Source organism: Arthrobacter sp. SDR-2R (assembly GCF_057747955.1).
In genome coordinates this window covers 3,916,880-3,942,164 of record NZ_CM173231.1, presented here as the reverse complement: position 1 = coordinate 3,942,164, position 25,285 = coordinate 3,916,880, and the positions used below count along the sequence as shown (strand labels likewise).

Genomic DNA, 25,285 nt, shown 5'->3' with positions numbered 1-25,285 from the left:
TGCAAGGGTGGAGTATGACCTATTTCCTGGAGTACACAGTTCCTGCCGCTCCCGGTGATGCCGAGTTCGAGTTCCCGCACGACGAGATCAACACCGGCACCACGGTTCCGCTGACCCAGACCGGCGCCGACGTGGTGCACACGCCCGAGCTCCCGGCCCGTACGGCAATTATCGGAGCTACCGTGCCCGAGGCGAAGCTCGAGGCTGAGCAGCTGATCACCCACAGCCGCGCCTCGGAGGCATCCTTGTACTTCGACCCGTCGAACTCCCTGCAGGCGGGGGTGGGCACGCTGGTGAGTACTTTCAGCGAAGGCCAGGGCTGGCAGGACGTCTAAAGGTTTGCATCAGCCGGATCGTGAGGTTTAGCCGGTGGCGCTGGCGCAGACCAGGCGTGGCCTGCCGAATCTGGTCCGGACTCCAGGCGAGTAGAGGACAGACTCGGGCGGCCCGCCCACACTGATGCTGGCAGCTTTGATGAGTCCGTCGCTGAGCTGGTGGACATTAGCTCCGAACAGTGGCCACGCTTGGTGCGTGTTCGGTATGAAGGCCGTCCTTCCGAAGAAGTGCCCATGCATGCCGAACCTGGCGGTCAGAAAGACTGACAGGGGATCGCCGGCGGCGGCGCGGAGTCTGGGAACCACCGTGAAGTCGCTGCGTGCCGCCGCGCTGCCGAACCGGCGCACGGAGTAGCCCACAGGAAATTCATCAGTGATCGCGGCGGCCTCGACCTCGCTGTGGCCATGCTGGCGCCGGACGACGCTACTGCCGGGAAAAGGCGGCCTTTGCCGGATACGGGACCACACGTAGGGAATTCCCACCGCTCGCGTTGCCAGAACGACGGGCAGCCGGTTCGCATCCAGGCTCAGGAACACTACGCCGCGGGTCCCATTTGGTTCCCGCGAATACAGCCGAACGTTGACCTCGTTGAAGCTCCCCAGATAGGGAATGCCCGGCCCGCGTCCAAGTCCCGCCTGTTCCATGCGGAAACCGATCAGGCCCACCCACGAACTGCCGTCGAACACGTCCGGCCGGACGCCATCGGGCATGAAAGTTGCTGCCTCTTCCTCCGTGATGCGCCAGTGGAGGAAGACTGCGTCGAGCCACCGCTGGTCGGAGAATACCGGCGCAGGAAGTTCCGGTGGCCGCGGCCACACTGCCGGGGCACCCAAGTTTCCGGTCAAGGCCCATGTGCTCCTTCGATTGGCCCGGCTGAATAGGCTCGCTGGACTGATCTAGGCAGAGAAATTCAGCAACGTTCGCACTGATGTGCCCGTCATGCTTGAAGCCTAACTGAGGCTGCCGGTCCCCGGGTGGTGTTGTCGAAGGAAGGGCCGGGCCGGGCCGGAAGAGCCTGATGGCAAGGGGGGGGTCCCTGCCGGGACTTCTGGGCAACCGTAGTGGCAAGGCCGTCTGGTTCATTCGTATTGGTGGGGTGGTGGTGGGGGTTTGAAGTAGTGGTTTTGTTGGGGTTTTTGGGTGGGGTCGAGGTGGGGTGGGGGGATGAAGGTTGGGGTGTGGTTGGTGGTGGTGATGGTCCATTGTTCTTTGTGGATGAGGTGGTGGTGGTGACTGCAGAGCAGGACGCCGTTGTTGGTGGTGGTGGGTCCGCCGTGTGACCAGTAGGTGATGTGGTGGGCTTCGCACCAGGGTGCGGGGATGGTGCAGTTGGGGAAGGCGCAGCCTTGGTCTCGGGTGGTGAGGGCGGTGCGTTGGGCTGGGGTGAAGAGGCGGGTTTTGCGGCCGAGGTCGAGGATTTCGCCGTTGGTGCCCAGGAGCGCGGGGATGATGTCGGCGTCGCAGGCGATTTTGCGCAGGGTGGTGGCGGCGACGGGGCCGGTGAACGCGAAAGCCCCTTTCCCTGTCCCTGTGCCTGTCTGTGTCCCTGGTGGTGCGGGTATTCCCGGTTTTGCTCCCGGCCGGTCCTGTGTTCCTGCTCCCGGCCCTTTCCCTGTCCCTGTTTCTGGGCTGTGGGTGGTGGTGTGGGTGGGGAAGAGGTCCCGGTAGTGGATGGTGGCGATGATTTGGGGTTTGTTGCCGCCGGTGGTGGGCAGGGTGTTGGTGGCGAGTGCGGTTTTGGCGGCGGTGATGATGCCGTCGAGTTGTTTTTGGGCGCGGGTGCGCCGGTCCAGGTCCGGCAGGTCGGGCGGGGCCGGCTGGGCAGGCAGGTCGGGCACGGCTGCTGTTTCGGCTGTTCGTCCGTGGTGTTCGGTGCCGGTGCCGGTGCTGGTGTTTGGGGTGGTGGTGCGGGGGTTGGTGGCGGTGTTCATGACGGTGAGGAGGTGTTCGTATTGGTCGGTGGTGGCGAAGATTTCGAGGTGGTGCAGGCCGTGGCGTGGTTTGCGGATGAAGGCGCCTTGGGTGTGGCGGAGGGCTTCTTCGGTGGGTTCGGTGCCGTCGGCGTCGATGGTGTCGGTCCAGCGTTGGGCCAGGCGGGCGAGGAAGTCGGGGTCGGTGGTGGTGGCCGCGGTGGTGAGGTGCTCTTCGATCCGGTCCAGCGTGTGGGGGGTGGTGTGGTGTTGGAGCCGGTCCAGGGTGGCGGTGATGAGGGTCGCGGCGTGGGAGGACACGGCCGGTGCCTGGAGGGTTCCGGTGGGCGGTTGCGGGGTCCTGTCCGTGCCGGGGTGGGGTGTGAGGGCGGTGGCGAGGTGGGGCCGGGTTGGCGGGAGTGGTTCGCCGGTGAGGCTGGTGCGGGGCAGGGTGTGCTGGGCGAGGGTGAGGCGGCGGCGTGCTTCGCGGATGGGGATGCGGAGCCTGAGGCGGAGGAACTCTGCGGTGTTGCGGCAGCCGTCATCGGCAGGGGAGGGCACGGCAGGGTGGGTGGTCCTGGCCGCGGCCTGGGTGATGGCTTGGGTGCGGGTCCGGTCCACAGTCAGGGCTGAGATGAGTTGCAGGTACTCCACGGTGCGGGCAAGGTTCTCGACCCGGGCGGCGTAATCGGCGGCCTCGACATAGGTGGCGGTGGCCAGCACGCCCGGGGCGGCCAGGGCGGCGGTGGCGAGTTCTTCGGCAAGTGCCCCGAGGATGGCAGGGCCGGATCCCTCCCCGCCGGGGACGGCGCGAAGGCGGGCCGGACTCGTCCGCCGGCTGCCGGCGTCGTCAGCGTTCCCGCCGAACAACCCACCGTATAACCCGCCGAACGGCCCGTCCAGCTGCTTCCCAATGGCCTCCATAACCCAACTCTGCCAGCCACCACCGACAATCAAGAGCCCCCAAAACCCCTATGTGGAAATCCCAACCCCGGGTGCTCAGCGTGGGGCGGCGGCGGAGCCGGTACGGGCCGCGGCCGGCTCCTTTTGCCAGGGCCAGCGCCCCGTGATTTCCAATTCCAGGGAGAGGCTGAGGAACGTCCTGATCAGCACGATGATGGCCAGCACCCCAACGCTGGCGAACGTGGGCGTGACGGCAACGGTGCGGATGATGTCGGCGGCGACGAGCAGTTCAAGGCCCAGCAGGATGGACCGGCCCAGCAACTGGCGGTAGGACCGGTAGAAACCCAGCTTCCCGGCCCCCGGCGGAAGCTGGCGCGGCTGATGGCCACGGATCGCCAGCGGGAGGGACACCACGGCCCCGATCACCATCACCGCGACTCCCGCAAAGTCGACAAGCTGCCCAACTGCCTCAATGACCTGCCGAAATTCCATGCCCCGCCTTAGCTCGGGCCAGGCATCCCGCGGCCAACCTGGCTGTAACCCATTGGACGGCGGCCTTCGTCACGGATGGCGGATGCCGTTCCCTGCTATGACGTCCCTGTACCCTTCCCGGAACGTGGGAAACGTGAAGGTGAACCCGGTGCTTCGGAGCAGGTGGTTACGGCAACGCTTGTTGCCTCCACGAGCGGGACCGGCGTCACCCACCCGGGGTTCTGGAAGCCCAAGTTCGGCTGCAAGGAACCGCAACACGGAACCCAGCTCGGCCGGCTCATCATCCACGCCGATATATGCCGGCGCGGGCGCAGCCTCCATGGTGGCAAGGTGCACAATGGCGGCCGCTGCATCGTCACGGTGGATCCGGTTGGTGTAGCGCACGTCCTCGGGAACCACGGCCGAGCCTGTCTTCACGTGGTCAATCAGCCGCGTCCGGTCCGGCCCGTAGATGCCTCCCAACCTGAGCGCAATACCGGTGGTCCCGGTTCCCGCAAGCCTGTTGTGCAGGAGATCCTCGGCTTCCACCAGCACCCGTCCGGAGAAGCCGCCCGGATCCGGCGCCGTGGATTCGTCCACCCAGCCGCCACCCGCATCGCCGTAGACGGCCGTGGAGGAAACAAATAACACCCGGTCCGGGTGCACGCCGTCACGCTCGAGCGCATCCAGGACATGTGCCACACCACGTACATACGCCGTCCGGTATGCCTCTTCCGAGGGGGAATCGGCAGCGACGGCAATGACGACGGCGGTGGTGTCCGCAGGGACTGGCGGCAGTTCGGGCGAGCCCAGGTCCGCCGCAGCACCTTCAATGGCTGCCGGAAGCTTCGCAGGGGACCGGCGCCAGCCCACAACCCTGTGCCCCGACGCAGCGAACCTGAGCCCCGCTTCGGTACCCAGGTCGCCGCACCCTGCCAAAAGAATCGTCACGGCCTACGGCGCCTCAACCGGGAAGAACACGCGCGGATCCTGCAACAGCGCCGGGTACGCGAACGCGGAGCGGTCAATGATCTCCATGACCTCGAAATTCCTGCCAAAGCGGCCGTCATCGAGGGTGATGGGGCGCCCCACGACCTGTCCCACGGCGAACCTGGCTCCGTTCTCGAACGGAACCGCAACCGGCGTCTTCCCCGGGAGGGTCCGGAACGCCTCCTCCTGCGCCGCGCGCTTGCGGGTGGGCTTCTTCTCCTGAGGCTTCGGGGGCGCCTTCTTGGGCGCCCGTGACGGCCGGCGGGACCCGTCGTCCACGTAGACAGGGGAGTAACCGTCATCTCCGGCCGACATCGCGGCCGCGGCCGCAGCGCTCCGGTTCACCGGCGGAAGCGCAACGGTCCTGAGCGACTGGGGGTCGACGTCGTCATGCGGCTCCCGCAGGATCCAGAGAATGTCCCCCTCCGGTTCCTGCGGCAGGAATTCGTGCCGGGGTTCTGGCCAGACGTAGTCCATGTCCGGAATGGCGTCCGGGAAAACGGACGTGTAGAACTTCGGTTCCTTGTGCACCAGCTTGGAACGGTGGCTCAGGTGGAAGTCGGGGTCCCCGAGCCAGGGCGGCAGGATGATCTTGGCGGCGTAGTCCGGATGGGCAGCCTGCGGCGCAAACTCGGCGATGTTCGCCCGGGTGTTGTCCGGGTGGCCACGTTCGATCCATTCGTCCACCATCGCCAGCCCATACATGGTGAGGGCCGGCACGTGGCCCATCCACATGCGGATGGCGGGGTGGGTCTGCCAACCGTACCCGGGAATCACCAGGGCGCGGAGGGTCTGCAGCGCTTCAACCCGCTGCTTGCCCAGCCGTGCAGTGTCCAGGGCTTTGGCGCTTTGGCGGAAGTCAGGGTACGGGAGGAAGGTTTGCATCTATTCAGTCTGACGGTCCCCGGCGGAAGTGCCAATTGCTGTGCCAACGGCCACATCGCGGAGAGGTTAATGTCCAAATAGTGGACGCATGCATACGACGTTCAGGTTAAACCACTAAGATCACCGCAACCCCAACCGCGTTTCGGAAGCTCTCTCATGACATCTACACCTGACAAAGCAGTCGCCCACGCCCGCACCGCCCTGCCCCGTTTCGGGCAGATGCTGGCCCCGGAAGCCCAGGGAATCCTGGTCCTCGACGAGTTCACCATCGATCCCGCCGCCGCGCGCAAGGACCAGCACCGGTTCCGCGACGGCATGGCCACCGTGGCCAGGACGGTCCGGCGGATCGCCGCCCTTCGCGTGGTCATCGCGCTCGTGGCCATCGGCAACCTGCCCCTGTTCCTGCTGTCCAGCGGCGTGTGGATCTACGGAGTCTCACTCGCCCTGGTCGTTGCGGTCCACGCAGCAGTGACGCTGCTCAACCGGCACGAACCGCGGCTCAAGCAGCGCTCCGCCCTGGAACTGCACATGCACCGCGAACGCAGCGCCAACTACCGCAAGGTGCGCGACGCCGTGAAATACATGATCGACACCCCCAGCCGCATGAACGAGCACCTCTACCTGGAGTTGCTGGCCGTCAAGCGTGTCGCCCTGAACCTTGCGCACGGCACGGTTGCCCTGCTGGACACCAGCGATGACTCCGCCTGGAAGGTGCGGATCGTCCGCGAACTGCCGGCCAACTGACCGGCGGTTCCCTGCCGACTCCGGCAGCGGCCCGGGAATTAAAAGAACGACGCCGGCACATCCCTTGTGGGGGTGTGCCGGCGTCGTCTTTTGGTCAACGGAATTTGTCTATCGCCGACCTGTCTGTGTCGCCTTCCAAAAGGCGGGCGGCCAGGGGGCCGCTGGGGATGCCGCCTCAGGCGTTACGCGGGAAGCTGGATGACCTGTCCCTCGAACACGAGGTTCGGATCCGAAATGGTGTCCAGGTTGGCGTCGGCAAGATGCTGCCAGCCGCCCTGGATGCCCAGCTTGTCGGCAACAATGCTTAAGGTATCCCCGGCCTGCAGCGTGTAGGTCTCGCCGCTAAGGGCAACCGACGTAGCATGCCGCGGCGCCGGTGCCTGCTTAACCGGAGCACTTTGAGCCGGGGCACTTTGAACCTGGACGCTCTGCGTGGGAGCAGCCTGGACGGGCGCGCTCTGGACCGGGGCTCCGCCGCCCCCGCTCAGGCCGAGCTGGGACGCGCAGGAGGGCCAGGCACCCCAACCCTGGGAGGCCTGGACCCGCTCCGCTACCGCGATCTGCTGTTCACGGCTGGCATCCGCGGGGGAGCCGGTTCCGCCGTAAGCGGCCCAGGTGCTGGAGGTAAACTGCAGGCCGCCGGAGAAGCCGTTACCGGTGTTGATGGACCAATTGCCGCCGCTCTCGCACTGGGCGAGTGCATCCCAGGTGGAGGTCGGGGTGGCTGCGTTGGCCGCCGTGGCTGAGAGGGCCAAACCTGCCGCGGAGACGGCGGCCAGGGTGACTCCACGGCGTGCGGCAGTACGGAATTTGGTGTTTTTCATGATGGTGATGCTCCTGAAGGCCACCAGCGCTGGTTCCGTCCCCGGAGATCGTCGCGCCACTGCCCGCCCCTGACAAATAGAGGTCACTGTCGGTGGCTGCCGCTGGGCAGTTCTGGTGGAGGCAGCACCGGGCAATCAAAGAGCCCGCCGGGCGGGCATGCATTTCACGCTAGGACATCGCTTGGGCGTTATCAAATCGAGATTCCAGCAGGGGTGTCGGGTAGGTGCAGTGCATCTGCGGGGAGCCGGCGGTCTTTAAGGCGTCGAAGTCCCGGGCAGGCGCAAAACCGGGAGGGGCATTATCCTGACCGGATGGACAACTTTGCCGGCGGCAGCACCATGCCCGAAACCGAAACGGACCCTGCGGAACCCGCAGCCCCTGCCAAGCCCCTCCCGGTGGCAGAACTGCACCTGCACATCGAGGGCACGCTGCAGCCCGAGCTCATCTTTGCCTTGGCCGAGCGCAACGGTATTGCGCTGCCGTATTCCGGTCTGGACGAACTCCGCGAGAAGTATGAGTTCACGGATCTGCAGTCCTTCCTTGACCTCTACTACGCCAACATGGCGGTGCTGCGTACCGAGCAGGACTTTGCGGACATGACCCGGGCCTACTTGGAGCGGGCTGCTGCCGCCGGGGTCCGGCACGCGGAAATCATGATGGACCCGCAGGCGCACCTCTCCCGCGGCATTCCCCTTGAGGCGTGCGTCAGGGGTGTGGCATCGGTGCTGGCGACCTCGGAGGAGGACTACGGTATCTCCACTATCCTGATCGCGGCATTCCTCCGGGACCTGCCGGAGGACTCCGCGCTGGAAGTCCTCGGCCGGCTGCTGGCCATGAATGCGCCCATCGGTGCCATCGGCCTGGATTCGGCCGAAGTGGGAAACCCGCCGTCCAAGTTTGAGCGGCTGTACGCGAAGGCGCGTGAAGCAGGCCTGCGGTTGACGGCGCACGCGGGGGAGGAGGGCCCGGCGTCGTACATCATCGAAGCCCTGGACCTCCTGGGCGTGGAGCGGATCGACCACGGCATCCGCTGCATGGATGACCCCGACCTGGTGGAGCGCCTGGTGGACGAACGCATTCCCCTGACGGTCTGTCCCCTGTCCAACGTCCGGCTCCGTGCCGTGGATACTCTGGCCGACCATCCGTTGCCCGCGATGCTGGCCGCCGGACTCAACGTCTCGGTCAACTCAGACGATCCCGCCTACTTCGGCGGCTACGTGGATGACAACTTTGCGCAGCTGACTTCGGTGTTTGAACTCTCTGATTTCGACAGGGCACGCCTTGCAGCGAACTCCATCCATTCCTCGTTCGCGTCAGAGGAGCGGAAAGCGGAGCTGCTGGCGGAATTGAACGGCAGGGAAGTGTCCGACTGACCGCTGCTGTGTCGGGGGCAACAGCCGGTCTTTCTGCCCGGTAAACTAAGTGCCGCAGGCGTGTCTGGGGAGTGCAGGGCAGCATCCATGCCAGCACTTGAGGGTTATGCAGACAGCCCTTACCCGAGACCTCCGCCTCACTTGCGGCACTATCCGCTTCATAGTCGGTCACGACACGCAGAATTTACCAATTAAAGTCGCGCGATTTAATCGGCTGTTGGCAAGATGCCTAAGACCGATCGCTTTTATATAAGGGGAATCATGGCCAAGTCCACCGCAGAAAACACCTACCTTCGACTCAAGACCGTGCTCGATGTCCTGACCGAAGGCGTGTGGTCCGGCGATGCACTGAATGCAGGCCAGGTCCTGGCGGAAGCAACTGCCCGCGTGCCGTTCAACGAGCATGAGGCAGAACTTCTCAGCGGCGGAATCCCGCGCGGCCACAAGACCCTCACCTCCGCCACCGCCAAGCTGGTCAAGGCCGGCTGGCTGATCAAGGGCCGCTCGGGCTGGACCATCACCGAGGACGGCATGCGCGCTACCGTCGCCTTCCCCGACGCTGATTCCTTCGCCGCAGCGCTCGACGCCGGCACTCCCGTCCCTGCCGATACTCCCGTTCCCACGGCTCCCGAAGGCTTTGTCCGCCCGGTCTCCGCCGCCGCGGCGACGCTGGAGGTTCCGGCCAAGGAGGAGGCTCCGAAGAAGACCGCCAGGAAGGCTCCCGCGAAGAAGGCCGCCTCGGCGGTGGGCAAGGCAGCCAAGGCGATCGAAGACGCCGTCGAACCCGTAGTGAAGGCAGTACGCAAGGGCAAGGCTTCGGCCAAGGACAAGGCACCAGCAGCAGCCCCCGCTGCCGAGACCTCCGCCGCCACCGAGCCGTTCGAGGGCCCGGACGTTGAAACCCTTCCGCAGCCCGAAGCTGTGGCCTTGGCTGGTGACTTCAACACCATCCTGGGTGCCCCGGAGAACTGGGCACCGCAGTACGACGAAGCGCAGATGGAATTCGATTTCCTGGACCAGCTGTGGAAGAAGAGCGCCGAGCTTCCCGCCGGGTTCTACACCTTCAAGATCGCCCTCAACCGATCCTGGACTGAGAACTACGGTGCCTTCGGCACGTTCGACGGTCCCAACCACGAGTTGCACCACGCCGGCGGCAAGGTGACCATCCGCTACAACCACGCCACCCGCGACATCACCATCAACTAAGGAATGCATCCGCCCGGCCGGGCCGCGCTGACTGTCGTTTCCAAACAACGGTGACAGGTAGCGCGGCCCGGCCGGGACGGCAAGCTGCGGACGAGGAGGTCCACCATGGGTAGGCACGCAGGGCCCGCGCAGGAAAACCCGGCGCAGGCCAATATCCGGCTGGACGCGCGCGTGTCCGGCATGGTGCAGGCTGTGGGCTTCCGCTTCCGGACCATGGGCCAGGCTGAGGACCTTGGACTTTCCGGCGAAGTGAAGAACCTCGACGACGGTTCGGTTTCCGTGGTGGCCGAGGGGCCCGAGCCGAAGGTGCGCCAGCTCCTGGAGTGGCTCAAATCCGGCCGCACGCCGGGCCGGGTGGACAACGTGGAGGCATCGATGTCCGAAGCCTCCGGTCAATTCCGGGGCTTCCGGGCGCACTGAGTCGCTCCCGCGGCAGCGACGTTCCCGCGGCGCCGTCAGGGGGCCTGTCCCGCGCTAATCCCGCGGACTAAGCCCGATGAAGGCCCCGAGTTCCTCCAGCCCCGCGGGCTTGTGCGGCATGTAGCTGGTGAGGTCGGGGGAACGGATGATGACCGCGCGCCACTGGCCGCGGGACACCGCCACGTTGATGCGGTTCCGGTTGAGCAGGAACTCCGCTCCCCGCGGAGCCTCTGACACGGCCGAGCATGCCATGGAGACCAGCACCACGGGAGCTTCCTGGCCCTGGAACTTGTCCACGGTGCCCACCCGGACATCGGGCAGTCCGGCCTCCGCCAGGTGCCTGCGGATCAGGTGGACCTGGGCGTTGTAGGCGGCCACCACCAGCAGGTCCTGCTGCCCGAGGGGGCGGGATTCGGTCTCCGGGCCGCAGGTCCATTTCAGGCCAAGGTGCCGGCGGGCCTGGCTTACCACTTCTGCAGCTTCTTCTTTTGACGCGGTGGCGTTGCCGGTGTGGTTGACGAACACCGTCTCCACCCCGGGCGCCAGGACCTCCAGTTCGCGAAGGGACGCGGCCGGAGCCGATGCCAGCCTTCCCTCGTAGCTGAGGTTCGACACTGCCCGGCACAGGTCCGGATGCATCCGCCAGGTATCGGCGAGGAAGTAGCCCAGGCTTACGGGAAGGGTGGCGTGGCCGGCCGCGAGCCAGCCAAGCGCGGACTGGTCCACTGGTTCCGGGTGCGCGCCCTGGGTGACTTGCGGGAGCTGCTGGGGATCGCCAAGCAGGAGCAGCCGCGTACCCGCGACGCTGACCGCCAGGGTGTTGGCCAGCGAGAACTGCCCGGCCTCGTCAATGACCAGGAGATCGAGGGACCCGGCGGGGACTTCCTTGCCGGTCATGGTCCAGGCGGTGCCGCCCACCAGGCATCCGCCCGGGGATGCCAGCAGGCGGGACACGTCGCCTTCTGAGGTGAGGTTCCAGGGGACAGGATGGGGTGCGGCCAGTTTCTTGCCCACCACCTGGGGGTCCACTCCGCCGGTTTCGATTGCCCGGCAGAGCAGGTTTTCCACCACGTTGTGGGACTGGGCAACCACCCCGACCTTCCAGCCCTCGGCCACCAGCCTGCCGATGACATGGGCACCAACGTAGGTTTTGCCTGTCCCTGGCGGACCCTGGACGGCCAGATAGGAGTGGTCCAGGTCCCGCAAAGATTCGGTGATGGCCGGCGCGTAATCGGCTGAACCATCGTCGCCATGCCGGACGTCCGCCGGCCCTGGCAGCGAGTGGAACCGCGGCGGCAACTTGCGCAGGATGTCCAGGCCCGGTTGCGCGGGGAGGGACGGCACCGAAGCCCCGACAGCGCTGGCGATGTCCGCGATGGCTGCTTCAATGCTGGCGGTGGCCAGGGGCTGGTCCTCCGTCAGTGCCACCGGAAGGTGCGGATAGGCGCGAACTTTCCCGGTCTCCCGCTCGGCAATGGTCACGAAGTGTTCCGGGCTGTCCGGTGCCGGCTCCAGTTCGCTGATCCTGGTCCCGAAGGAGTAGGCCCTGGTCCCCGGGGCAGCGTCCGGGGCGGTCATGCCATCAGGTCCCGGGGCGTCGTACAGCCGGCACCAGTTGGAGTCGGCGCGGAAATCGGAGCCCTCCGTCATGGTGCCTCGGAGCTTCAGGACGCGGGTTTGCATCCGTTCCCGGGGCTTGGCCAACGCCCAGTCCGAGACGACTTCCGCTGACGATACAACGAACACGTTGCGTTGGTCGGACCAGTTTTCCAGCGGCGCCTCGACCCGGTCGAAGTGTTGCCACCAGAACTGCTTGCGCTCACGCCGGTGATATCCGGTGGCTGCCGCAACCATGGCGATGGCACGCTCGTCGTCAGTCCACGGGCGGTTGTCCGGCAGGCCGGCAAGATACTCGCGGAGCCGACGTTCTTCGGCGGTTTCGTCCTGTGCATCCTGGCGTCCGTCGACTGCGGGATCTGTCGGGGGAGCAACGGTCAAAGCAGCCGCCGCAGGGGCGTCCCCTGACGCTTGGGCGTCCGCACGGGCCACGGAAGCGATTCGAAGCAACCAGTCACGCAGCCGAAGGGTGGAGAGGCAGTCGTACCGGTTGTAGTCGGAAATCGACGCCAGGATGGTGTCGGCCTCGTCCTGCCGCCCTTCATCGCGGGCGGCACAATAGGCGGCGTAGGCCACCACCGAAGCGCCGGCGTCCTTGACGTCCCCGGACCGGAGGTTGTCTCCCATGTACAGCGGTTCAAGCTTCTTGATGGAGTACGACGCCTCCGAGATCCGAAGGGAATGCCGCACCGTGGCGTACAGGTCCACCAGCAGCCCCTGCCGGAGCCAGTCATCCACCGTGTCCTCGCCCGCCTGGTGCGCAAGCGAAAGGTTCCGCAGCGCGGTCTTTTCGTACGGGGCGTAGTGGTAGACGTGCATGTCCGGGTACCGGGCACGCCGCTTCTCCACGTAGTCCAGGAAGTCCAGGAAGGCGCGGCGCTCCCCGGAACGGGAGTGCGCCCAGAACGGGCGGAAGACGGGATCGCCTTCCGCACCAGGCACCGGGGCCTCGATGACGCCAAAGAGGTACTCAATGCCCCACGCGCCGGTGGCCGGGTCCTGCCACAGCGGATCGCCCTCGAAGTCGAAAAAGATGTCCCCGGCACTGGGGGCGGGCAGCGATCCGATGGTGTTGTCCGGAAGGACCGTGTAGGAGACCGTGTGCGGCTGGCCATCCTTGGTAAATGTCCTCGAGCCTGCGGGCTGGTCCAGGCCCAGCTGCATCCTCGCCTGGGCGCGGAGCCGGGCCACGGAGTTCCTGGCTTCGCCGGCCGGCATGGCTGCCAGTTCATCGATGCTGGTGATCTTCGCAGCATGAAGTTTCCGTCGCTGGACCACGGACATGCCCGCCACCATCAGCAGATCCCTGTGCAACTTCACCTGCTCGGCGCAGTAGTCGCAGCGCCCGCAATGCATAACGCCGGGCTGCTGCCACTGGACGGGACCACCGGCCGCCCGGTGGGTGGCTGTGAGTTGGCGGAAGCGCCGCCGTCGTTCACGGAAAACGGGCAGCAGGTCCGGCAGCGAATGGCTGCTCCGCAGCCAATCGTCGCCGACGCGGGTGCCGAGGACCAGCGTGACGGCGGGGGAGGGATCCAGCCCCATCCCGAGGAGCTGGTCGCCGTAGGCAGCCAGCTGCAGCAGGGCCCCCACCTTGGCGTGCCGGGCAAGCTTGGTGTCCCAGACCTCGTACCGGCCGGGGTTCCCGGTGCCTGCCGCCTCATTGACCAGGAAATCCGCGTAACCAAGGAACTCGCCGTCGAAGAAGGTGGCCTGGAACACGACGTCCGCCCCGGACCGCAGGGCAAGTTCGGTCTCTGCGTGTTTCGCCTGAAGCTCGCCGCGGAGGTTTTGGCCGCGGTCCAGTGAGTAGACGCCGGACCCGCGGCCCGCGTCCCATTGGCCGTACTTGGCCACCAGGCTGGCCAGCACGGTCTGTTCATGCCGGTCGCCCAGTTCGCCGGCGCGCTTCTGCATCTCATCGACCGGGAACTCTGCCTTGGGAGTACGCCCCAGCTTTTCGTCCAGGATTCGCAGCGTGCGGTACTCACACTCGGAAGCTGCCACAAGGTCGCTGGCGGAGAAGACCAGGTCCGACGGCGCAGCGGATCCGGCATGATGACCGGCAGCGTCCAGCAGAAACACGGGGCCTCCCCAACTGTTTGCGGGCCCGGAGACGGTTTCCCTGGCCTGGAATCAAACCTAGCAAGACGGACTGACAAACAGGCACCGTGGGTAATTGGTTAGCCCATTTGGGTGGTTGGAATTTCCGTGGACGCCGGAGTCCCGCAGCAGTACCCTTTCAGTGCGGGCAGCCGCCACAAGCGCCTGGCCGGGAGATGAAGAAGGCGCCCATCCAACTCCGGCGCCGCGTTTGGGTCTGCGATCTGGGGGCAACCAACCGGCCCTATCGGCTGCTGCGGGCCTTGGCCGCCGCCGGCAGCTAACGGAAATCCCATATCCCAGAAACGGTTCCAGTCATGACTGTCCTTCTTCGCCGCGCTGCCATCTTCAGCCTCGCCGGGCTGTCCATCCTCGCTGGGAGCGCCGCTCCGGCCCAGGCAACCAACGACGCCGCCAGTTGCGTCGGAATTATTGTTTCCACCCAGGCGCAGGCAGGGGAGCTTGACGTGAACTACTTCAAGGACCTGGCTGATGACGAAGACGCACCCAATTTCGGGCAATTCGTCCAAGGCGGTGCGCACTTGCACTACGGCTCGATGGAGGCATGCCTTCCTGATTAGCTCCTGATCAGCCAGCCTGACCAGGGCGCGCGCGACGGCGGGACTTCCCGCCGTCGTCGGCCGCACACCTTGGGTGACTTAAGTCAGGCGGGCAACGCTCCGCCGTGAAGGACGCCGGGCGGCGGCGTCGGAGAACAGCTCCGGGGTGGATTCCTGGATGCGCTGGACGTCCTCGAAGACGGCGCGAAGGTGAAGGCGCAGGCGGCTGTCCGCATCGGAAAGGTCGTTGGCTTCCAGTGCGTCCACCACGGCCGTGTGCTGCTCGATCAAGGTGGAAACGGGCCGGGTGTCCAGCAGGCTCATCCGGCGCGCCCGGTCCAGGTGTGCCTTGGCGGAGTTGACCGCACTCCAGGCGGATTCGTGTCCGGCCAGGCGCAGGAGTTCCCGGTGGAAATCCTCGTCCAGCCGGAAGAATTCCTCCACGTCGCCGCTGGCGTCAGCATCCGACTGCGCCTTGAGAATACCCCGCAGGACGCCGATGCCTTCCGCGTCCACGGCGAGATCCCGGAGCGACGCGCACTCGATGGCTTCGCGGATGAACTGCGCTTCGGAGACCCGCGCCAGGTCCACCAGCGAGACGAACGAGCCGATCTGGGGAAAGACCTGCACCAGTCCTTCCTCGCGGAGCAGGATGAGGCTCTCGCGTACCGGCGTGCGGCTGACGCCCAGCTCCTGCGCCAGCTCGTTCTCGGATAGGGGCTCGCCCGGCGGGAGTTGCAGCGAGATGATCCTGCTGCGGAGCGTCTCGAGGGTTTGGTCGCGCACCGAAAGCCGGGGGGAAGCACCTCTTTTGTCCGTTGCCATGCCATTAGTCTAGCCCGTTGACACACTAGAATGGTAGTGCTTGTATGGTAGTAGAAATCGAAGTGCTGCCGGTTCACTGATGCCCATCCGAGGGGCCCGGCCGGGCAGTCCACAGCTTTCCGCTGTTCAATCCCCTTCAACGTTTTTCCTCCCCCTAGACAGCATCACCTGCAAAGGAGCAACTGATGACCGAAAGCATTGCACCGCCTACCAGCAGCAAGGTTGAAGCCCGGAACACCCGCGACCTCGCAAAGGTGGCCGTCTCCGGCTGGCTTGGCACGGCCATGGAATTCATGGACTTCCAGCTGTACTCCCTGGCAGCCGCCATCGTCTTCAACAAGATCTTCTTCCCGGACGTCAGCCCCGTCATCGGCCTGATCGCCGCGATGGCCACCTACGGCGTGGGGTACGTTGCCCGCCTCTTCGGTGCTGTCTACTTCGGCCGCATGGGCGACCGCATCGGCCGCAAGAAGGTCCTGTACATCACCATCGCCCTGATGGGTGCCTCCACCACCCTGATCGGCGTACTTCCCACCTACGCCATGGTGGGCATCTGGGCACCCATCCTCCTGGTGGCCCTGCGCCTCATCCAGGGTTTCGGGGCCGGCGCGGAAATCGCGGGTGCCACGGTGATGCTGGCGGAGTTCGCTTCGGCTCGCCGACGCGGCATCATCTCTTCCCTGGTCTGCCTGGGCACCAACTCCGGAACCCTGGGCGCCTCGGCATTGTGGGCCATCCTGGTCAGTTCCCTTTCGCAGGAGGACCTGCTGAGCTGGGGCTGGCGCGTCCCGTTCCTTGCCAGCTTCGTGATCATGCTGTTCGCCGTCTGGATCCGCCGCTCCATCAAGGAAAGCCCGGTCTTCGAACAGCGTGCCGACGTGGTTGACGGCGTGGCACTCACCAAGGACAAGATCAAGAGCGCAGCCGCAAAGGCCCCCGAACTCGCGGGAACCAGCACCATCGAAGCTGCCCTGCACCAGAAGAAGGGCAAGGCGTTCCTGATCGCACTGGGCCTGCGCTTTGGCCAGGCCGGCAACTCCGGACTGGTGCAGACCTTCCTGGTGGGCTACCTGGCCACCGTCCTGATGACGGACAAGAGCGTGGGCACCAACGCGATCATGTACGGCTCGATCCTCGGCTTCGTCACCATCCCCTTGATTGGCCTCCTTGGTGACCGCTTCGGCCGCCGCCCCCTGTACCTGGTGCTCAGCGCCCTCACTGCCCTCTACGCCATCCCGATGATGCTCATGATCACCAGCGGCAATTCGGCGCTTATCACCATCGCCATGGTCATCGGCCTGAACCTGGGCGTGCTGAGCCTCTTCGCCATGGAAAGCGTCACCATGGCCGAGTTCTTCGGTGCCCGCACCCGCTTCACGCAACTGGCGCTCGCCAAGGAGATCGGCGGCATCCTGGCCACAGCCATCGGCCCGCTGCTGGCGGCAACGCTTACCGCAGTCACCGGACACTGGTGGCCGCTCGCCGCCATGGTCATCGGCTACTCGCTGATCACCCTGGTCTCCGCAGCTGTTGGCCCCGAGGTCCGCGGCCGCGACATGGTCCGCCTGGAGGACGCAGTATGAAGGCAGTCGTCGTCCACGGTGCCAACGACCTCCGCATCGATGACCGGCCCGAGCCCGTCGCCGGGCCCGGAGAGGTAGTGCTCGACGTCGAATGGGGCGGCATTTGCGGCAGCGACCTTTCGTACTGGCGCCACGGAGCGTCGGGTACCGCGGCGCTGAAGTCACCGCTCGTCCTGGGGCACGAGGTGGCGGGCCGGATCGCCAAGCTGGGCGCCGGCGTCGAACATCTCGAAGTGGGCCAGCCCGTCACGGTGCATCCCGCCGAACTGGTGGGGGACGGCGCGCTGCCGGAGCGGCTCCGGGGCCGGACCAACCTCTACCCGCAGATCCGCTACTTCGGCTCGGCGGCGTTCGACCCCCACACCGACGGTGGGTTCAGCGAACGGAAACTCGCCAAGGCATTCCAGGTCCGGCCGCTTCCGGACGGGGTGGACACCCTCCGTGGGGCACTGGCGGAGCCGCTCGCCGTCGCCATGCATGCCGTCAGCCGCGCCGGCAGCCTGCAAGGCCGGGACGTGCTGGTCAACGGTGCCGGGCCCATCGGGTCGCTGGTCACGGCGGCCGCCAAGTACGCCGGAGCCCGGACCGTGATTGCCACCGACATCAGCGACGCGTCTCTGCGGATTGCCAAGGCCATGGGCGCCGACGAGGTACTGAACGTCTCGCACGGGGCACTTCCCACGGACATGGAGCTCGTCTTCGAGGCCACCGGCATCCCCGCAGTCCTGGGCGGAGTCCTGCGCGCCACGGCCCGCGGCGGCACCGTCGTCCAGGTGGGCAACCTGCCCGGCACCCCTGCGGCCTCCGCGCTGGGGGACCTGGTCACCCGGGAAATCACCTGGATCGGGTCCTACAGGTTCGTGGATGAAATCACCGATGCCTTGCAGGCCATGAAGGACGGCCTGGACGTCTCGCCCATCATCACCCACAAGTTCGCCATCGAGGACGCGGCGCAAGCCATGCAAACGGCCGCGGACCCCGCGGCCGGCAGCAGCAAGGTCATGCTCCGCCTCAGCTCGGACTGACACCCACCCCCACCAAAACAGCGGTAAGTGCCCGTTCTGAACCCTCACAGCGGGCACTTACCGCCACCGAACATTGCATACCACCATGAGAAGGACTCCCAGTGAAGATCACCGACGCACGGGTTGTGGTTTCGTCGCCCGGACGGAACTACGTCACGCTCGTAATTGAAACCGAGGACGGCATCACCGGCATCGGCGACGCCACTTTGAACGGTCGCGAGCTGGCTGTAGCCTCCTATCTCTCCGAGCACCTCTGCCCGTTGCTCATCGGCCGCGATGCCCGCCGCATCGAGGATGCCTGGCAGTACTTCTACAAGGGCGCCTACTGGCGCCGCGGCCCGGTGACCATGACGGCCATCGCAGCCATCGACGTCGCACTCTGGGACATCAAGGGCAAGGCGGCCGGCATGCCGGTCTATGAACTCCTGGGCGGCGCGGCCCGCGAGGGCGTGATGGTCTACGGACACGCCAGCGGCACTACCCTTGAGGACCTCAGCGCAGACTTCCAGCATCACCTGGACCTTGGCTACAAGGCCATCCGCGCCCAGGCAGCCGTGCCCGGCCTGGACAAGACCTACGGGATCGCCCCCGTGGACGGCAGACTCTACGAGCCGGCCAGCGGCAACGTGCCCCAGGAAGACACCTGGGAGACCACCGCCTACCTGGACTTCGCACCGAAAATGATGGCCCACGTCCGAGGGGAGTTCGGCTACGGCGTCCACGTCCTGCACGATGTCCATCACCGGCTCACGCCCATCGAAGCAGGCCGGCTTGGCGCCTCCCTTGAGCAGTACCGGCCGTTTTGGATTGAGGACCCGACGCCGGCCGAAGACCAGTCGGCATTCCGCCTGATCCGCCAGCACACCACCACGCCCGTGGCTGTGGGCGAGGTGTTCAACTCCATCTGGGACTGCCAGCAGCTCATCACCGAACGCCTGATCGACTACATCCGCACCTCCGTCTCGCACGCCGGCGGCATCACGCACCTGCGCCGCATTTTCTCGCTCGCGGACCTCTACGGCGTCCGCTCCGGCTCGCACGGCGCGGGTGATCTGTCGCCGGCCTCGTTCGCAGCCGCACTGCACGTTGACATGAGCATCCCCAACTTCGGCATCCAGGAATACATGGGCCACCGCGACCCCGCCGGGGAAGTCTTCACCACCTCCTACACCTTCAGCGACGGCTACATGCACCCCGGGGACGCTCCCGGCATCGGCGTAGAGTTCAATGAGGAAGCCGCCGCACGCTTCCCCTTCGACCCCAAGTACCTGCCGGTGAACCGGCGCCTGGACGGATCGGTGCACGACTGGTGAACACTGCAGCCCACCAACCCTTTGACGTGGTGGTGATGGGGGAGATCCTCGTCGAAGTCGCCACCGACCTTCCCTTTGCCCACGGCGTTCCCGCGCAGCTTGGCATCTCCGGCGACGCCCTCAACGTCGCAGCCTCCGCCGCCGCCGCAGGCGCCACGGTAGGCCTGTTGTCCGTGCTGACCGATGACGAATTGGGCCACGCCATTGCCGCCCGTATCGCCGAACTGGGCGTTTCGACCGACCTTCTAAAGTTCCGGCGCGGCCAGCAGGGCGTTTACCTGGTCCACAGCGATCCCGCCGGCGAACGCGAGTTCTCCTACGCCCGCAGCGGCAGCGTGGGTTCCACCCTGGGCCCGGAGGACGTCGATCCCGAAGTTGTCGCGGCAGCCGGGGCCCTGGTGGCGGGCGGCATCGCCTGCGCCATTTCACCAACGTCGCGCGCCGCCGTCGTCAAAGCTGCCGGCCTGGCCACACGCTTTGTCTACGATCCCAATTACCGCCCCCGCCTCACCACCGTGGAAGAGGCGACGGCGGCACTCACCGCCCTGGCGCCGCAGGCCTTCCTGGTCACGCCGTCATTCCCCGGCGAGACGGATGCGCTGCTGGGCGTTGCCTCTCCGCAGGAGGCCGCGGCCAAGCTGCGCTCGCTGGGTACCGCCAACGTTGCCGTCACCTGTGGGGCGGAAGGGGTCCAGCTCGAATGGAGCGGCGACGCCGCCCAAGGTGCCGGCTCTGCGTGGGTGCCGGCGGTTCCCGCCCCCGCCGTGGTGGACCAGACCGGTGCCGGGGACGCGTTCGTTGGGACGCTCACCGCGCGTCTGGTGCTGGGCGACGACTTCCCGACGGCGGCACGTTTCGGAGCTGCCGCATCGTCGCTGGTGGTGGGCGGTAAGGGCGGTACCGGTTGCATCCCCACATTCGAACAGACCAGGGCGCACGCCTCCGGGAACTTCTCCGAAGGAGCGCAGCCATCGAACGCCTGACTACATCTTCCCTGGCAACCAGCGGACACCACGCCGGCATCAAGCGGGACAAACTGCAGCCCGGCATCGTCCACCTGGGCCTGGGAGCCTTCGCCCGCGCCCACACCGCGGTCTTCACGGAAGACGCAATGCTTGCCGCCGGCGACTTCGAGTGGGGGATCATCGGGGTCACCCAGCGTTCCAGCACCGTGGCCCGGCAACTGGCGCCCCAGGATGGCTTGTTCACCGTGGCAGAACGGGGAGGCAACGCCGCCCCGCTGCGTGTGGTCTCCAGCATCGTCGACGCCATATCCGGGCGTGACAACCCGGAACTGGTGGTCGAGCGGATCGCCGCACCGGCCACAAAGATCGTCACCCTCACCATCACGGAAAAGGGATACCGGTTCGATCCGAAAACCCGCACCCTTGACCTGCAGGACCCGGATGTCCAGGCGGACCTCTCGGGACGCCCGCCGCGTACCGCCATCGGGCAAATTGTCCGTGGCCTGCAGCAACGGCCACTCACGGGTGCCGGAGCCATCACCGTGGTGTCCTGCGACAACCTGCCCGGCAACGGCGAACTGACCGGAACCCTGGTCCGGAATTTCGCGGCCGCCCTGCCCGCACCTGAAAGCGAACCCCTGCTGGCCTGGTTGGCAGGAAACGCAACCTTCCCCAACACCATGGTCGACCGGATGGTGCCGGCCAGCATGCCAGGCGACCTGGCCGGCGTCGAACGTGAACTTGGCCTTCGGGACGAAGCCGCCGTGGTGGCCGAACCCTTCAAGCAATGGGTGATTGAGGACAATTTCGCCGCCGGCAGGCCGCGCTGGGAGGATGCCGGGGCGGTGTTCAGCACCGACGTCGCCGCGTGGGAGGCAGCAAAGCTGAGGCTGCTGAACGCCAGCCATTCGATGCTGGCCTATCTGGGGCTCGCCGCGGGCAAGGAAACCATCAGCGACGCCGTGGCCGTGGACGCGTTCCACACCGCCTGCCGGCGCATGATGCTCCAGGAAGCGCTGCCCACCATCACCCTCCCGGCCGGGCTGGGCGGGGAGCAGTACTGCGACGAGGTGCTCCGCCGCTTCGCCAACCCCGCCCTGGGCCACACCACCGCGAAAGTGGGCAGCGACGGTTCCCAGAAGATAGGGCTGCGCCTGCTGCCCACCATCAGGGGAACGCTCGACGCCGGTCGCGAACCCCGCTGGGCTGCGCTCGCCATTGCCGCGTGGATGCACCATGTGGCCGCCACCCTGGAAACCGACCTCAACGATCCGCTGGCCGCGGAGCTGAACGCAACACTGCCGGCCGCCAGGGACGCCGACAGCGTGGTGCCTGCACTGCTGGGCTTCCGGCCCGTTTTTGACCAGGACCTGGCGGAACATGGCGGCTTCCGCAACCTGCTCCTGCACTGGTACCGCATCATCGAAACCAACGGGCCGGACGGCCTGGGAAATGAGATCAACCATGGCTGACGCATCAGGCGTCCTTGGCGTTTCACCTGTCATCCCGGTGGTCACCATCGACGACGCCCAGGATGCGGTGCCCCTGGCCCGTGCCCTGGTGGACGGCGGCGTGAAGACCATCGAGCTGACGCTGCGCACCGACTCCGCGCTGACCTCGCTGAAGCTGATCGCCGAGGAGGTGCCGGACATCCTGGTGGGCGCCGGCACCATCCTCACGCCGGGCCAGGCCGACGCCGCCGTCCAAGCGGGTGCCACATTCCTGGTCAGCCCCGGTGTCACCCCGGCCCTGCTCAAGCACATGCTGTCCCTGGACGTCCCGGTGCTGCCCGGCGTCGCCACCGTGGGCGAGGTAATGGCCGTCCTGGAAGCCGGATTGGATGCGATGAAGTTCTTCCCCGCCGGGCCTGCAGGCGGTCCGTCCTATCTGGCGGCCATCGGGGCGCCCCTCCCACACGTGCAGTTCTGCCCCACCGGCGGCATCAGCCTGGCCACCGCCCCGGATTACCTTCGGCTGCCGAATGTGGCCTGCGTGGGCGGCAGCTGGCTCACTCCGGCGGACGCCGTCGCGGCCAAGGACTGGGCGCGGATCACCAGCCTGGCCAGCGGGGCGGCCGCGCTGGGCCGGTAACCCATCCCCGCAAGCCGGCCGGGCGTCAGCTCTCGGCTGCGGCAGCCCGGACCTGGGCCTTGTCGTGCTCCGCGTGGGCGTTGCGCAGCAGCTCCATGAACTCGGTTTCGTTGCGGACCAGCCGCTTGTACTTCTCGGGAAGCTTGCGGATCTGGTTTTCTTCGCGGCACATCTTGGCGAAGATCTTGTCGCGTTCGGCCATGTCCGTCTCGTAGTTGAGGTCCATGTATTCCGTGGCGTGGCGCCGCGCCCCGGACACCGCGTTCTTGGCCTTGCCCTTGGGGCTGAAGATGGACGCCAGGATGGTCACCACCAGGACACCCAGGATGACGCCCAGCGAGACGACGGTGCTGACCTCCACCACGTTGACGTGCTTGCCGTCGTTGATGAAGGGAAGGGTGTTCTCGTGCAGGGCGTGCAGGATGAGCTTCACGCCGATGAAACCCAGGATGACCGCCAGGCCATACGAAAGGAAGATCAGCCGGTCCAGCAGTCCGTCAATCAGGAAGAACAGCTGGCGCAGGCCCATCAGCGAGAACGCGGTGGCGGTGAACACGATGAACACGTTCTGGGTGAGGCCGAAGATGGCCGGAATTGAATCCAGGGCGAACAGGATGTCCGTGCCGCCGATGGCCACCATCACCAGCAGCATCGGCGTCAGGACCCGCTTGCCGTTCTCCACCGTGAAGAGTTTGTCGCCGTCGTAGTGTTGCGACGCCGGCAGGAGCTTCCTGGCGAGCCGGACCACCAGGCCTTCGGAGTCGTCGTCGTGGCTGTCGGGTTTGAGCAGGTTGCCGGCGGTGAGCAGCAGGATGAGCCCGAAGATGTAGAACACCCAGGCAAAACTGTTGATCAGTGCCGCGCCCAGGAAGATGAACGCCGTGCGGGCGATCAGGGAGAACACGATGCCGAACAGCAGCACCTTTTGCTGGTCCGCGCGGGGCACCTTGAAACTGGCCATGATGATGAGGAAGACGAAGAGGTTGTCCACTGACAACGCCTTCTCCGTCACGTAGCCGGCAAAATATTCCGTCCCCATGTCGGGTCCGCCGAACACCAGTACGGCCAGCCCGAACAGCACGGCAATGCCCACGTAGATCGCGGACCAGGTGGCGGATTCCTTGAGGGAGGGCGTGTGCGCCTTACGGACGTGGAAGAAGAAGTCGAAGGCCAGCAGCCCCACGATTCCCGCAATGGTCAGGGTCCAGATATAAGCAGATACTTCCACGCGGCGGGCCTTTCGTCGGAGGGTCCCTCCAGCCTACCTAAGCGGGCTTCAGGAGTTCGTGCTCCATGACGGCGGTCCGGGACAGCGTCTTGTACCCCTCCTGTTCAAAGAGCACCGTGATGACGTCGTCCTCGTGCCGCATCACCAGGCCGGGCCCCCACTCCTTGTGCACCACGGCGGACTGCAGCGGGAAAGGCTCGGCGGCGGCGGAAGCCGGCCCGCCGCCGTCGGACGCCTTGCCCGGCTGTTTCTTCCCCTGCTTTTGCTTGGCCTGGGACTTCTTTCCCGCCTTCCCCTCGCCCAGCTGCCCCGCGTCCCCCGAAGCGGCAGCAGCGCACCCGTCGCAGTTTCCGCACGGCTCCGGCAGGTCCTCGCCGAAGTAGCCCAGCAGGAACTGCCGCCGGCAGCCGTCCGTCTCCGCGTACGCACGCATCATGGTCAGCCGGGACTGGTCCACGCGCTGCCGGGCTTCGGCGAGTTCGACGGCGTCGTCCACCAGTGCGGGCAGCTTGGCTTTGGAGGTCAGCCGGATGCCCCGCTTGCCTGTGCTGACGGCGCCAACCTCCTCCAGCTGGTTGATGAGTCCCGTGATGCGGCGGGCGGGTAACCCGGTGAGCTCGGCCAGGGACGCCTTCGGCGCGGGAGCCTTGGCGGCCTTGAGGATCTTCAGCACGGCCAGGAGGGAACCGGGGTCGGGGGAGTGGGTGCCGAAGAACTTCCGCAGGCCGAGGTCCTCGGAGCGGTAATGCAGCACGGCGGATGCGGATTCGCCATCCCTGCCTGCCCGTCCGATCTCCTGGTAGTAGGAGTCCAGCGACTCCGGAATGTCGGCATGCACCACGAACCTGACGTTCGGCTTGTCGATGCCCATGCCGAACGCCGTGGTGGCAACCACGACGTCCAGCTGGTCAGCCAGGAACAGCTCATGGATGTGTTCCCGGTCCCTCGCGGAACGGCCGGCATGGTAAGCCTCCGCGCGCAGCCCCTCCTTGACCAGCTTGGCCGCGTATTTCTCCGTGTCCTTCCGGGTGGCCGCATACAGCAGGCCTCGACCCTTCCCGGCCAGCTCCGCCACCTGCTCAAGGACGGCCTTGCGCTTGCCCTTGTCCTCATGGTGGCGGACCACATCGAGGCTGATGTTGGGCCGGTCGAAGCCATGGACCAGGACCAGTGGCTGGTTCATGCCCAGCCGCTCCACGATCTCGTCCCTGACCGGCGGGGAGGCCGTAGCGGTCAAGGCAGCCACGGGCGGATTGCCCAGCTGTTCCCGGACATTGCCGAGGGCGAGGTAGTCAGGTCGGAAATCGTGGCCCCAGGAGGAAACGCAGTGGGCCTCGTCCACCACGAAGAGGGAGATGTTTAGGGCTTTGATCCGGTCCACGGTTGACTGCTTGGCCAGCTGTTCGGGGGCGAGGAACAGGAACACGGCCCGGCCATCCTCGGCGGCCTGCCATGAAGCCTCGACTTCGGCGTCTCTGTGCGAGGAGTTGATGGCCACAGCGGCATCCGGCCCGAGCGCCTGGGCCAGGCCGTCCAACTGGTCCTCCTGCAGGGCAATAAGCGGTGAAACCACGACGGCGGGACGTCCGGTGGTCCTGTGCAGGTGCAGGGCGGCGACCTGGTAGATGGCGGATTTGCCATATCCGGTGGGCATCACGGCCAGGACGTCGCGGCCGTCCGCAAGGGCTGCCATGCCGGCCAATTGGCCGTCCCGCAGGTGGGGCAGCGAGAAGGGTGATTCAGCAAGGGCCCGGAGGGCTGGTTCGTCGGCCATGGAAAGCGGCTCCGCACAGAAGAAAACTGCGGCCGCTTGCTTCAGCCGTAGGAACCACCCTACGCCAGCCCCGCGCCGCCGTCGTAAACCTTCGGGCGTATGTGGAAAAGCAGGCCGGACAGGGTGTCAGCCCACGGG

General features: G+C 66.3%; 22 protein-coding genes. 12 read left to right on the top strand and 10 right to left on the bottom strand.

All coding sequences use genetic code 11. The annotated features are described in order from the left end of the window. Window positions 1-14: 14 nt before the first annotated feature. Window positions 15-335 carry a hypothetical protein gene (locus AC3ANU_RS18205; RefSeq protein ID WP_018769623.1) on the top strand — a complete coding sequence of 107 codons (321 nt, stop codon included), beginning with the start codon at window positions 15-17 and terminating at the stop codon, window positions 333-335. A gap of 27 nt (window positions 336-362) precedes the next feature. Here the strand turns inward: AC3ANU_RS18205 and AC3ANU_RS18200 are convergent, their stop codons facing one another. The 5 genes from AC3ANU_RS18200 to AC3ANU_RS18180 form a co-directional block, all read right to left on the bottom strand. After that, on the bottom strand, window positions 363-1,181 hold the full coding sequence (locus AC3ANU_RS18200) for a YqjF family protein (protein WP_488315027.1): 819 nt from the start codon (window positions 1,179-1,181) through the stop codon (window positions 363-365). A gap of 234 nt (window positions 1,182-1,415) precedes the next feature. Further along, window positions 1,416-3,170, bottom strand: coding sequence for an HNH endonuclease signature motif containing protein (locus tag AC3ANU_RS18195; RefSeq protein ID WP_488315026.1), 1,755 nt, complete (start codon window positions 3,168-3,170; stop codon window positions 1,416-1,418). 75 nt (window positions 3,171-3,245) lie between these two features. Continuing rightward, entirely contained in the window at window positions 3,246-3,641 is a 396-nt protein-coding gene (locus AC3ANU_RS18190; RefSeq protein WP_488315025.1) for a DUF1622 domain-containing protein, read from the bottom strand. Window positions 3,642-3,710: 69 nt separating this feature from the next. Further along, window positions 3,711-4,571: an SDR family oxidoreductase gene (locus tag AC3ANU_RS18185; protein ID WP_488315024.1), complete on the bottom strand. Its 861-nt coding sequence runs from the start codon at window positions 4,569-4,571 to the stop codon at window positions 3,711-3,713. Window positions 4,572-4,574: 3 nt separating this feature from the next. Next, window positions 4,575-5,495 (bottom strand): MSMEG_6728 family protein, encoded by a 921-nt coding sequence (locus tag AC3ANU_RS18180; RefSeq protein ID WP_142068461.1) that lies wholly within the window; start codon window positions 5,493-5,495, stop codon window positions 4,575-4,577. 156 nt (window positions 5,496-5,651) lie between these two features. Between AC3ANU_RS18180 and AC3ANU_RS18175 the strand changes: the two genes are divergently transcribed. Next, window positions 5,652-6,239: a hypothetical protein gene (locus tag AC3ANU_RS18175; protein ID WP_488315023.1), complete on the top strand. Its 588-nt coding sequence runs from the start codon at window positions 5,652-5,654 to the stop codon at window positions 6,237-6,239. Between the two features lie 182 nt (window positions 6,240-6,421). Here AC3ANU_RS18175 and AC3ANU_RS18170 read toward each other — a convergent pair whose 3' ends face one another. Continuing rightward, window positions 6,422-7,063 carry a LysM peptidoglycan-binding domain-containing protein gene (locus tag AC3ANU_RS18170; RefSeq protein WP_056389450.1) on the bottom strand — a complete coding sequence of 214 codons (642 nt, stop codon included), beginning with the start codon at window positions 7,061-7,063 and terminating at the stop codon, window positions 6,422-6,424. Window positions 7,064-7,375: 312 nt separating this feature from the next. On the opposite strand from AC3ANU_RS18170, the gene AC3ANU_RS18165 reads away from it, so the two are divergent. The 3 genes from AC3ANU_RS18165 (at window position 7,376) to AC3ANU_RS18155 (ending at window position 10,063) form a co-directional block, all read left to right on the top strand. Further along, window positions 7,376-8,437, top strand: a complete 1,062-nt coding sequence (locus tag AC3ANU_RS18165; RefSeq protein WP_488315022.1) for an adenosine deaminase — start codon at window positions 7,376-7,378, stop codon at window positions 8,435-8,437. A 261-nt stretch (window positions 8,438-8,698) separates the two neighbouring features. Beyond that, on the top strand, window positions 8,699-9,643 hold the full coding sequence (locus AC3ANU_RS18160) for a pullulanase X25 domain-containing protein (RefSeq protein WP_488315021.1): 945 nt from the start codon (window positions 8,699-8,701) through the stop codon (window positions 9,641-9,643). A gap of 105 nt (window positions 9,644-9,748) precedes the next feature. Then, window positions 9,749-10,063, top strand: a complete 315-nt coding sequence (locus AC3ANU_RS18155; RefSeq protein ID WP_018771392.1) for an acylphosphatase — start codon at window positions 9,749-9,751, stop codon at window positions 10,061-10,063. Window positions 10,064-10,117: 54 nt separating this feature from the next. Here the strand turns inward: AC3ANU_RS18155 and AC3ANU_RS18150 are convergent, their stop codons facing one another. Next, a complete protein-coding gene (locus AC3ANU_RS18150) occupies window positions 10,118-13,765 on the bottom strand; it encodes a TM0106 family RecB-like putative nuclease (protein WP_488315020.1) in 3,648 nt (1,215 codons plus the stop codon). A 335-nt stretch (window positions 13,766-14,100) separates the two neighbouring features. Between AC3ANU_RS18150 and AC3ANU_RS18145 the strand changes: the two genes are divergently transcribed. Next, complete coding sequence (locus tag AC3ANU_RS18145) at window positions 14,101-14,364, top strand: hypothetical protein (RefSeq protein ID WP_018771390.1); 264 nt, start codon at window positions 14,101-14,103, stop codon at window positions 14,362-14,364. Between the two features lie 78 nt (window positions 14,365-14,442). Here AC3ANU_RS18145 and AC3ANU_RS18140 read toward each other — a convergent pair whose 3' ends face one another. Beyond that, complete coding sequence (locus AC3ANU_RS18140) at window positions 14,443-15,168, bottom strand: GntR family transcriptional regulator (protein WP_056389338.1); 726 nt, start codon at window positions 15,166-15,168, stop codon at window positions 14,443-14,445. A gap of 185 nt (window positions 15,169-15,353) precedes the next feature. Here AC3ANU_RS18140 and AC3ANU_RS18135 point away from each other — a divergent pair, with 185 nt between their 5' ends. The 6 genes from AC3ANU_RS18135 (at window position 15,354) to eda (ending at window position 22,145) form a co-directional block, all read left to right on the top strand. Then, entirely contained in the window at window positions 15,354-16,751 is a 1,398-nt protein-coding gene (locus tag AC3ANU_RS18135; protein ID WP_018771388.1) for an MFS transporter, read from the top strand. Continuing rightward, window positions 16,748-17,776, top strand: coding sequence for an L-idonate 5-dehydrogenase (locus AC3ANU_RS18130; protein ID WP_056389340.1), 1,029 nt, complete (start codon window positions 16,748-16,750; stop codon window positions 17,774-17,776). Before AC3ANU_RS18135 ends, AC3ANU_RS18130 begins: the two co-directional genes overlap by 4 nt. Window positions 17,777-17,877: 101 nt before the next feature. Further along, window positions 17,878-19,089: a D-mannonate dehydratase ManD gene (gene manD / locus AC3ANU_RS18125; RefSeq protein WP_056389343.1), complete on the top strand. Its 1,212-nt coding sequence runs from the start codon at window positions 17,878-17,880 to the stop codon at window positions 19,087-19,089. Beyond that, on the top strand, window positions 19,086-20,072 hold the full coding sequence (locus tag AC3ANU_RS18120) for a PfkB family carbohydrate kinase (protein ID WP_235509746.1): 987 nt from the start codon (window positions 19,086-19,088) through the stop codon (window positions 20,070-20,072). The genes manD and AC3ANU_RS18120 overlap by 4 nt, the downstream gene beginning before the upstream one ends. Continuing rightward, the gene (locus tag AC3ANU_RS18115; RefSeq protein ID WP_488315019.1) at window positions 19,994-21,526 is read left to right on the top strand and encodes a mannitol dehydrogenase family protein; all 1,533 of its coding nucleotides are present in this window, start codon (window positions 19,994-19,996) and stop codon (window positions 21,524-21,526) included. Before AC3ANU_RS18120 ends, AC3ANU_RS18115 begins: the two co-directional genes overlap by 79 nt. Further along, the gene (gene eda / locus AC3ANU_RS18110; protein WP_056389346.1) at window positions 21,519-22,145 is read left to right on the top strand and encodes a bifunctional 4-hydroxy-2-oxoglutarate aldolase/2-dehydro-3-deoxy-phosphogluconate aldolase; all 627 of its coding nucleotides are present in this window, start codon (window positions 21,519-21,521) and stop codon (window positions 22,143-22,145) included. Before AC3ANU_RS18115 ends, eda begins: the two co-directional genes overlap by 8 nt. 25 nt (window positions 22,146-22,170) lie before the next feature. Here the strand turns inward: eda and AC3ANU_RS18105 are convergent, their stop codons facing one another. Both AC3ANU_RS18105 and AC3ANU_RS18100 read right to left on the bottom strand, forming a co-directional pair. Next, complete coding sequence (locus tag AC3ANU_RS18105) at window positions 22,171-23,373, bottom strand: TerC family protein (protein WP_018771382.1); 1,203 nt, start codon at window positions 23,371-23,373, stop codon at window positions 22,171-22,173. Between the two features lie 37 nt (window positions 23,374-23,410). After that, a complete protein-coding gene (locus AC3ANU_RS18100; protein WP_488315018.1) occupies window positions 23,411-25,147 on the bottom strand; it encodes a RecQ family ATP-dependent DNA helicase in 1,737 nt (578 codons plus the stop codon). Between the last annotated feature and the right edge of the window lie 138 nt (window positions 25,148-25,285).

What these genes read in the sequence shown, in the direction of transcription:
- AC3ANU_RS18205 (WP_018769623.1), top strand. Translation starts at nt 15, where the DNA reads ATGACCTATTTCCTGGAGTACACAGTTCCTGCCGCTCCCGGTGATGCC.
- AC3ANU_RS18195 (WP_488315026.1), bottom strand. Translation starts at nt 3,170, where the DNA reads ATGGAGGCCATTGGGAAGCAGCTGGACGGGCCGTTCGGCGGGTTATAC.
- AC3ANU_RS18190 (WP_488315025.1), bottom strand. Translation starts at nt 3,641, where the DNA reads ATGGAATTTCGGCAGGTCATTGAGGCAGTTGGGCAGCTTGTCGACTTT.
- AC3ANU_RS18180 (WP_142068461.1), bottom strand. Translation starts at nt 5,495, where the DNA reads ATGCAAACCTTCCTCCCGTACCCTGACTTCCGCCAAAGCGCCAAAGCC.
- AC3ANU_RS18175 (WP_488315023.1), top strand. Translation starts at nt 5,652, where the DNA reads ATGACATCTACACCTGACAAAGCAGTCGCCCACGCCCGCACCGCCCTG.
- AC3ANU_RS18170 (WP_056389450.1), bottom strand. Translation starts at nt 7,063, where the DNA reads ATGAAAAACACCAAATTCCGTACTGCCGCACGCCGTGGAGTCACCCTG.
- AC3ANU_RS18165 (WP_488315022.1), top strand. Translation starts at nt 7,376, where the DNA reads ATGGACAACTTTGCCGGCGGCAGCACCATGCCCGAAACCGAAACGGAC.
- AC3ANU_RS18160 (WP_488315021.1), top strand. Translation starts at nt 8,699, where the DNA reads ATGGCCAAGTCCACCGCAGAAAACACCTACCTTCGACTCAAGACCGTG.
- AC3ANU_RS18155 (WP_018771392.1), top strand. Translation starts at nt 9,749, where the DNA reads ATGGGTAGGCACGCAGGGCCCGCGCAGGAAAACCCGGCGCAGGCCAAT.
- AC3ANU_RS18145 (WP_018771390.1), top strand. Translation starts at nt 14,101, where the DNA reads ATGACTGTCCTTCTTCGCCGCGCTGCCATCTTCAGCCTCGCCGGGCTG.
- AC3ANU_RS18140 (WP_056389338.1), bottom strand. Translation starts at nt 15,168, where the DNA reads ATGGCAACGGACAAAAGAGGTGCTTCCCCCCGGCTTTCGGTGCGCGAC.
- AC3ANU_RS18135 (WP_018771388.1), top strand. Translation starts at nt 15,354, where the DNA reads ATGACCGAAAGCATTGCACCGCCTACCAGCAGCAAGGTTGAAGCCCGG.
- AC3ANU_RS18130 (WP_056389340.1), top strand. Translation starts at nt 16,748, where the DNA reads ATGAAGGCAGTCGTCGTCCACGGTGCCAACGACCTCCGCATCGATGAC.
- eda (WP_056389346.1), top strand. Translation starts at nt 21,519, where the DNA reads ATGGCTGACGCATCAGGCGTCCTTGGCGTTTCACCTGTCATCCCGGTG.
- AC3ANU_RS18100 (WP_488315018.1), bottom strand. Translation starts at nt 25,147, where the DNA reads ATGGCCGACGAACCAGCCCTCCGGGCCCTTGCTGAATCACCCTTCTCG.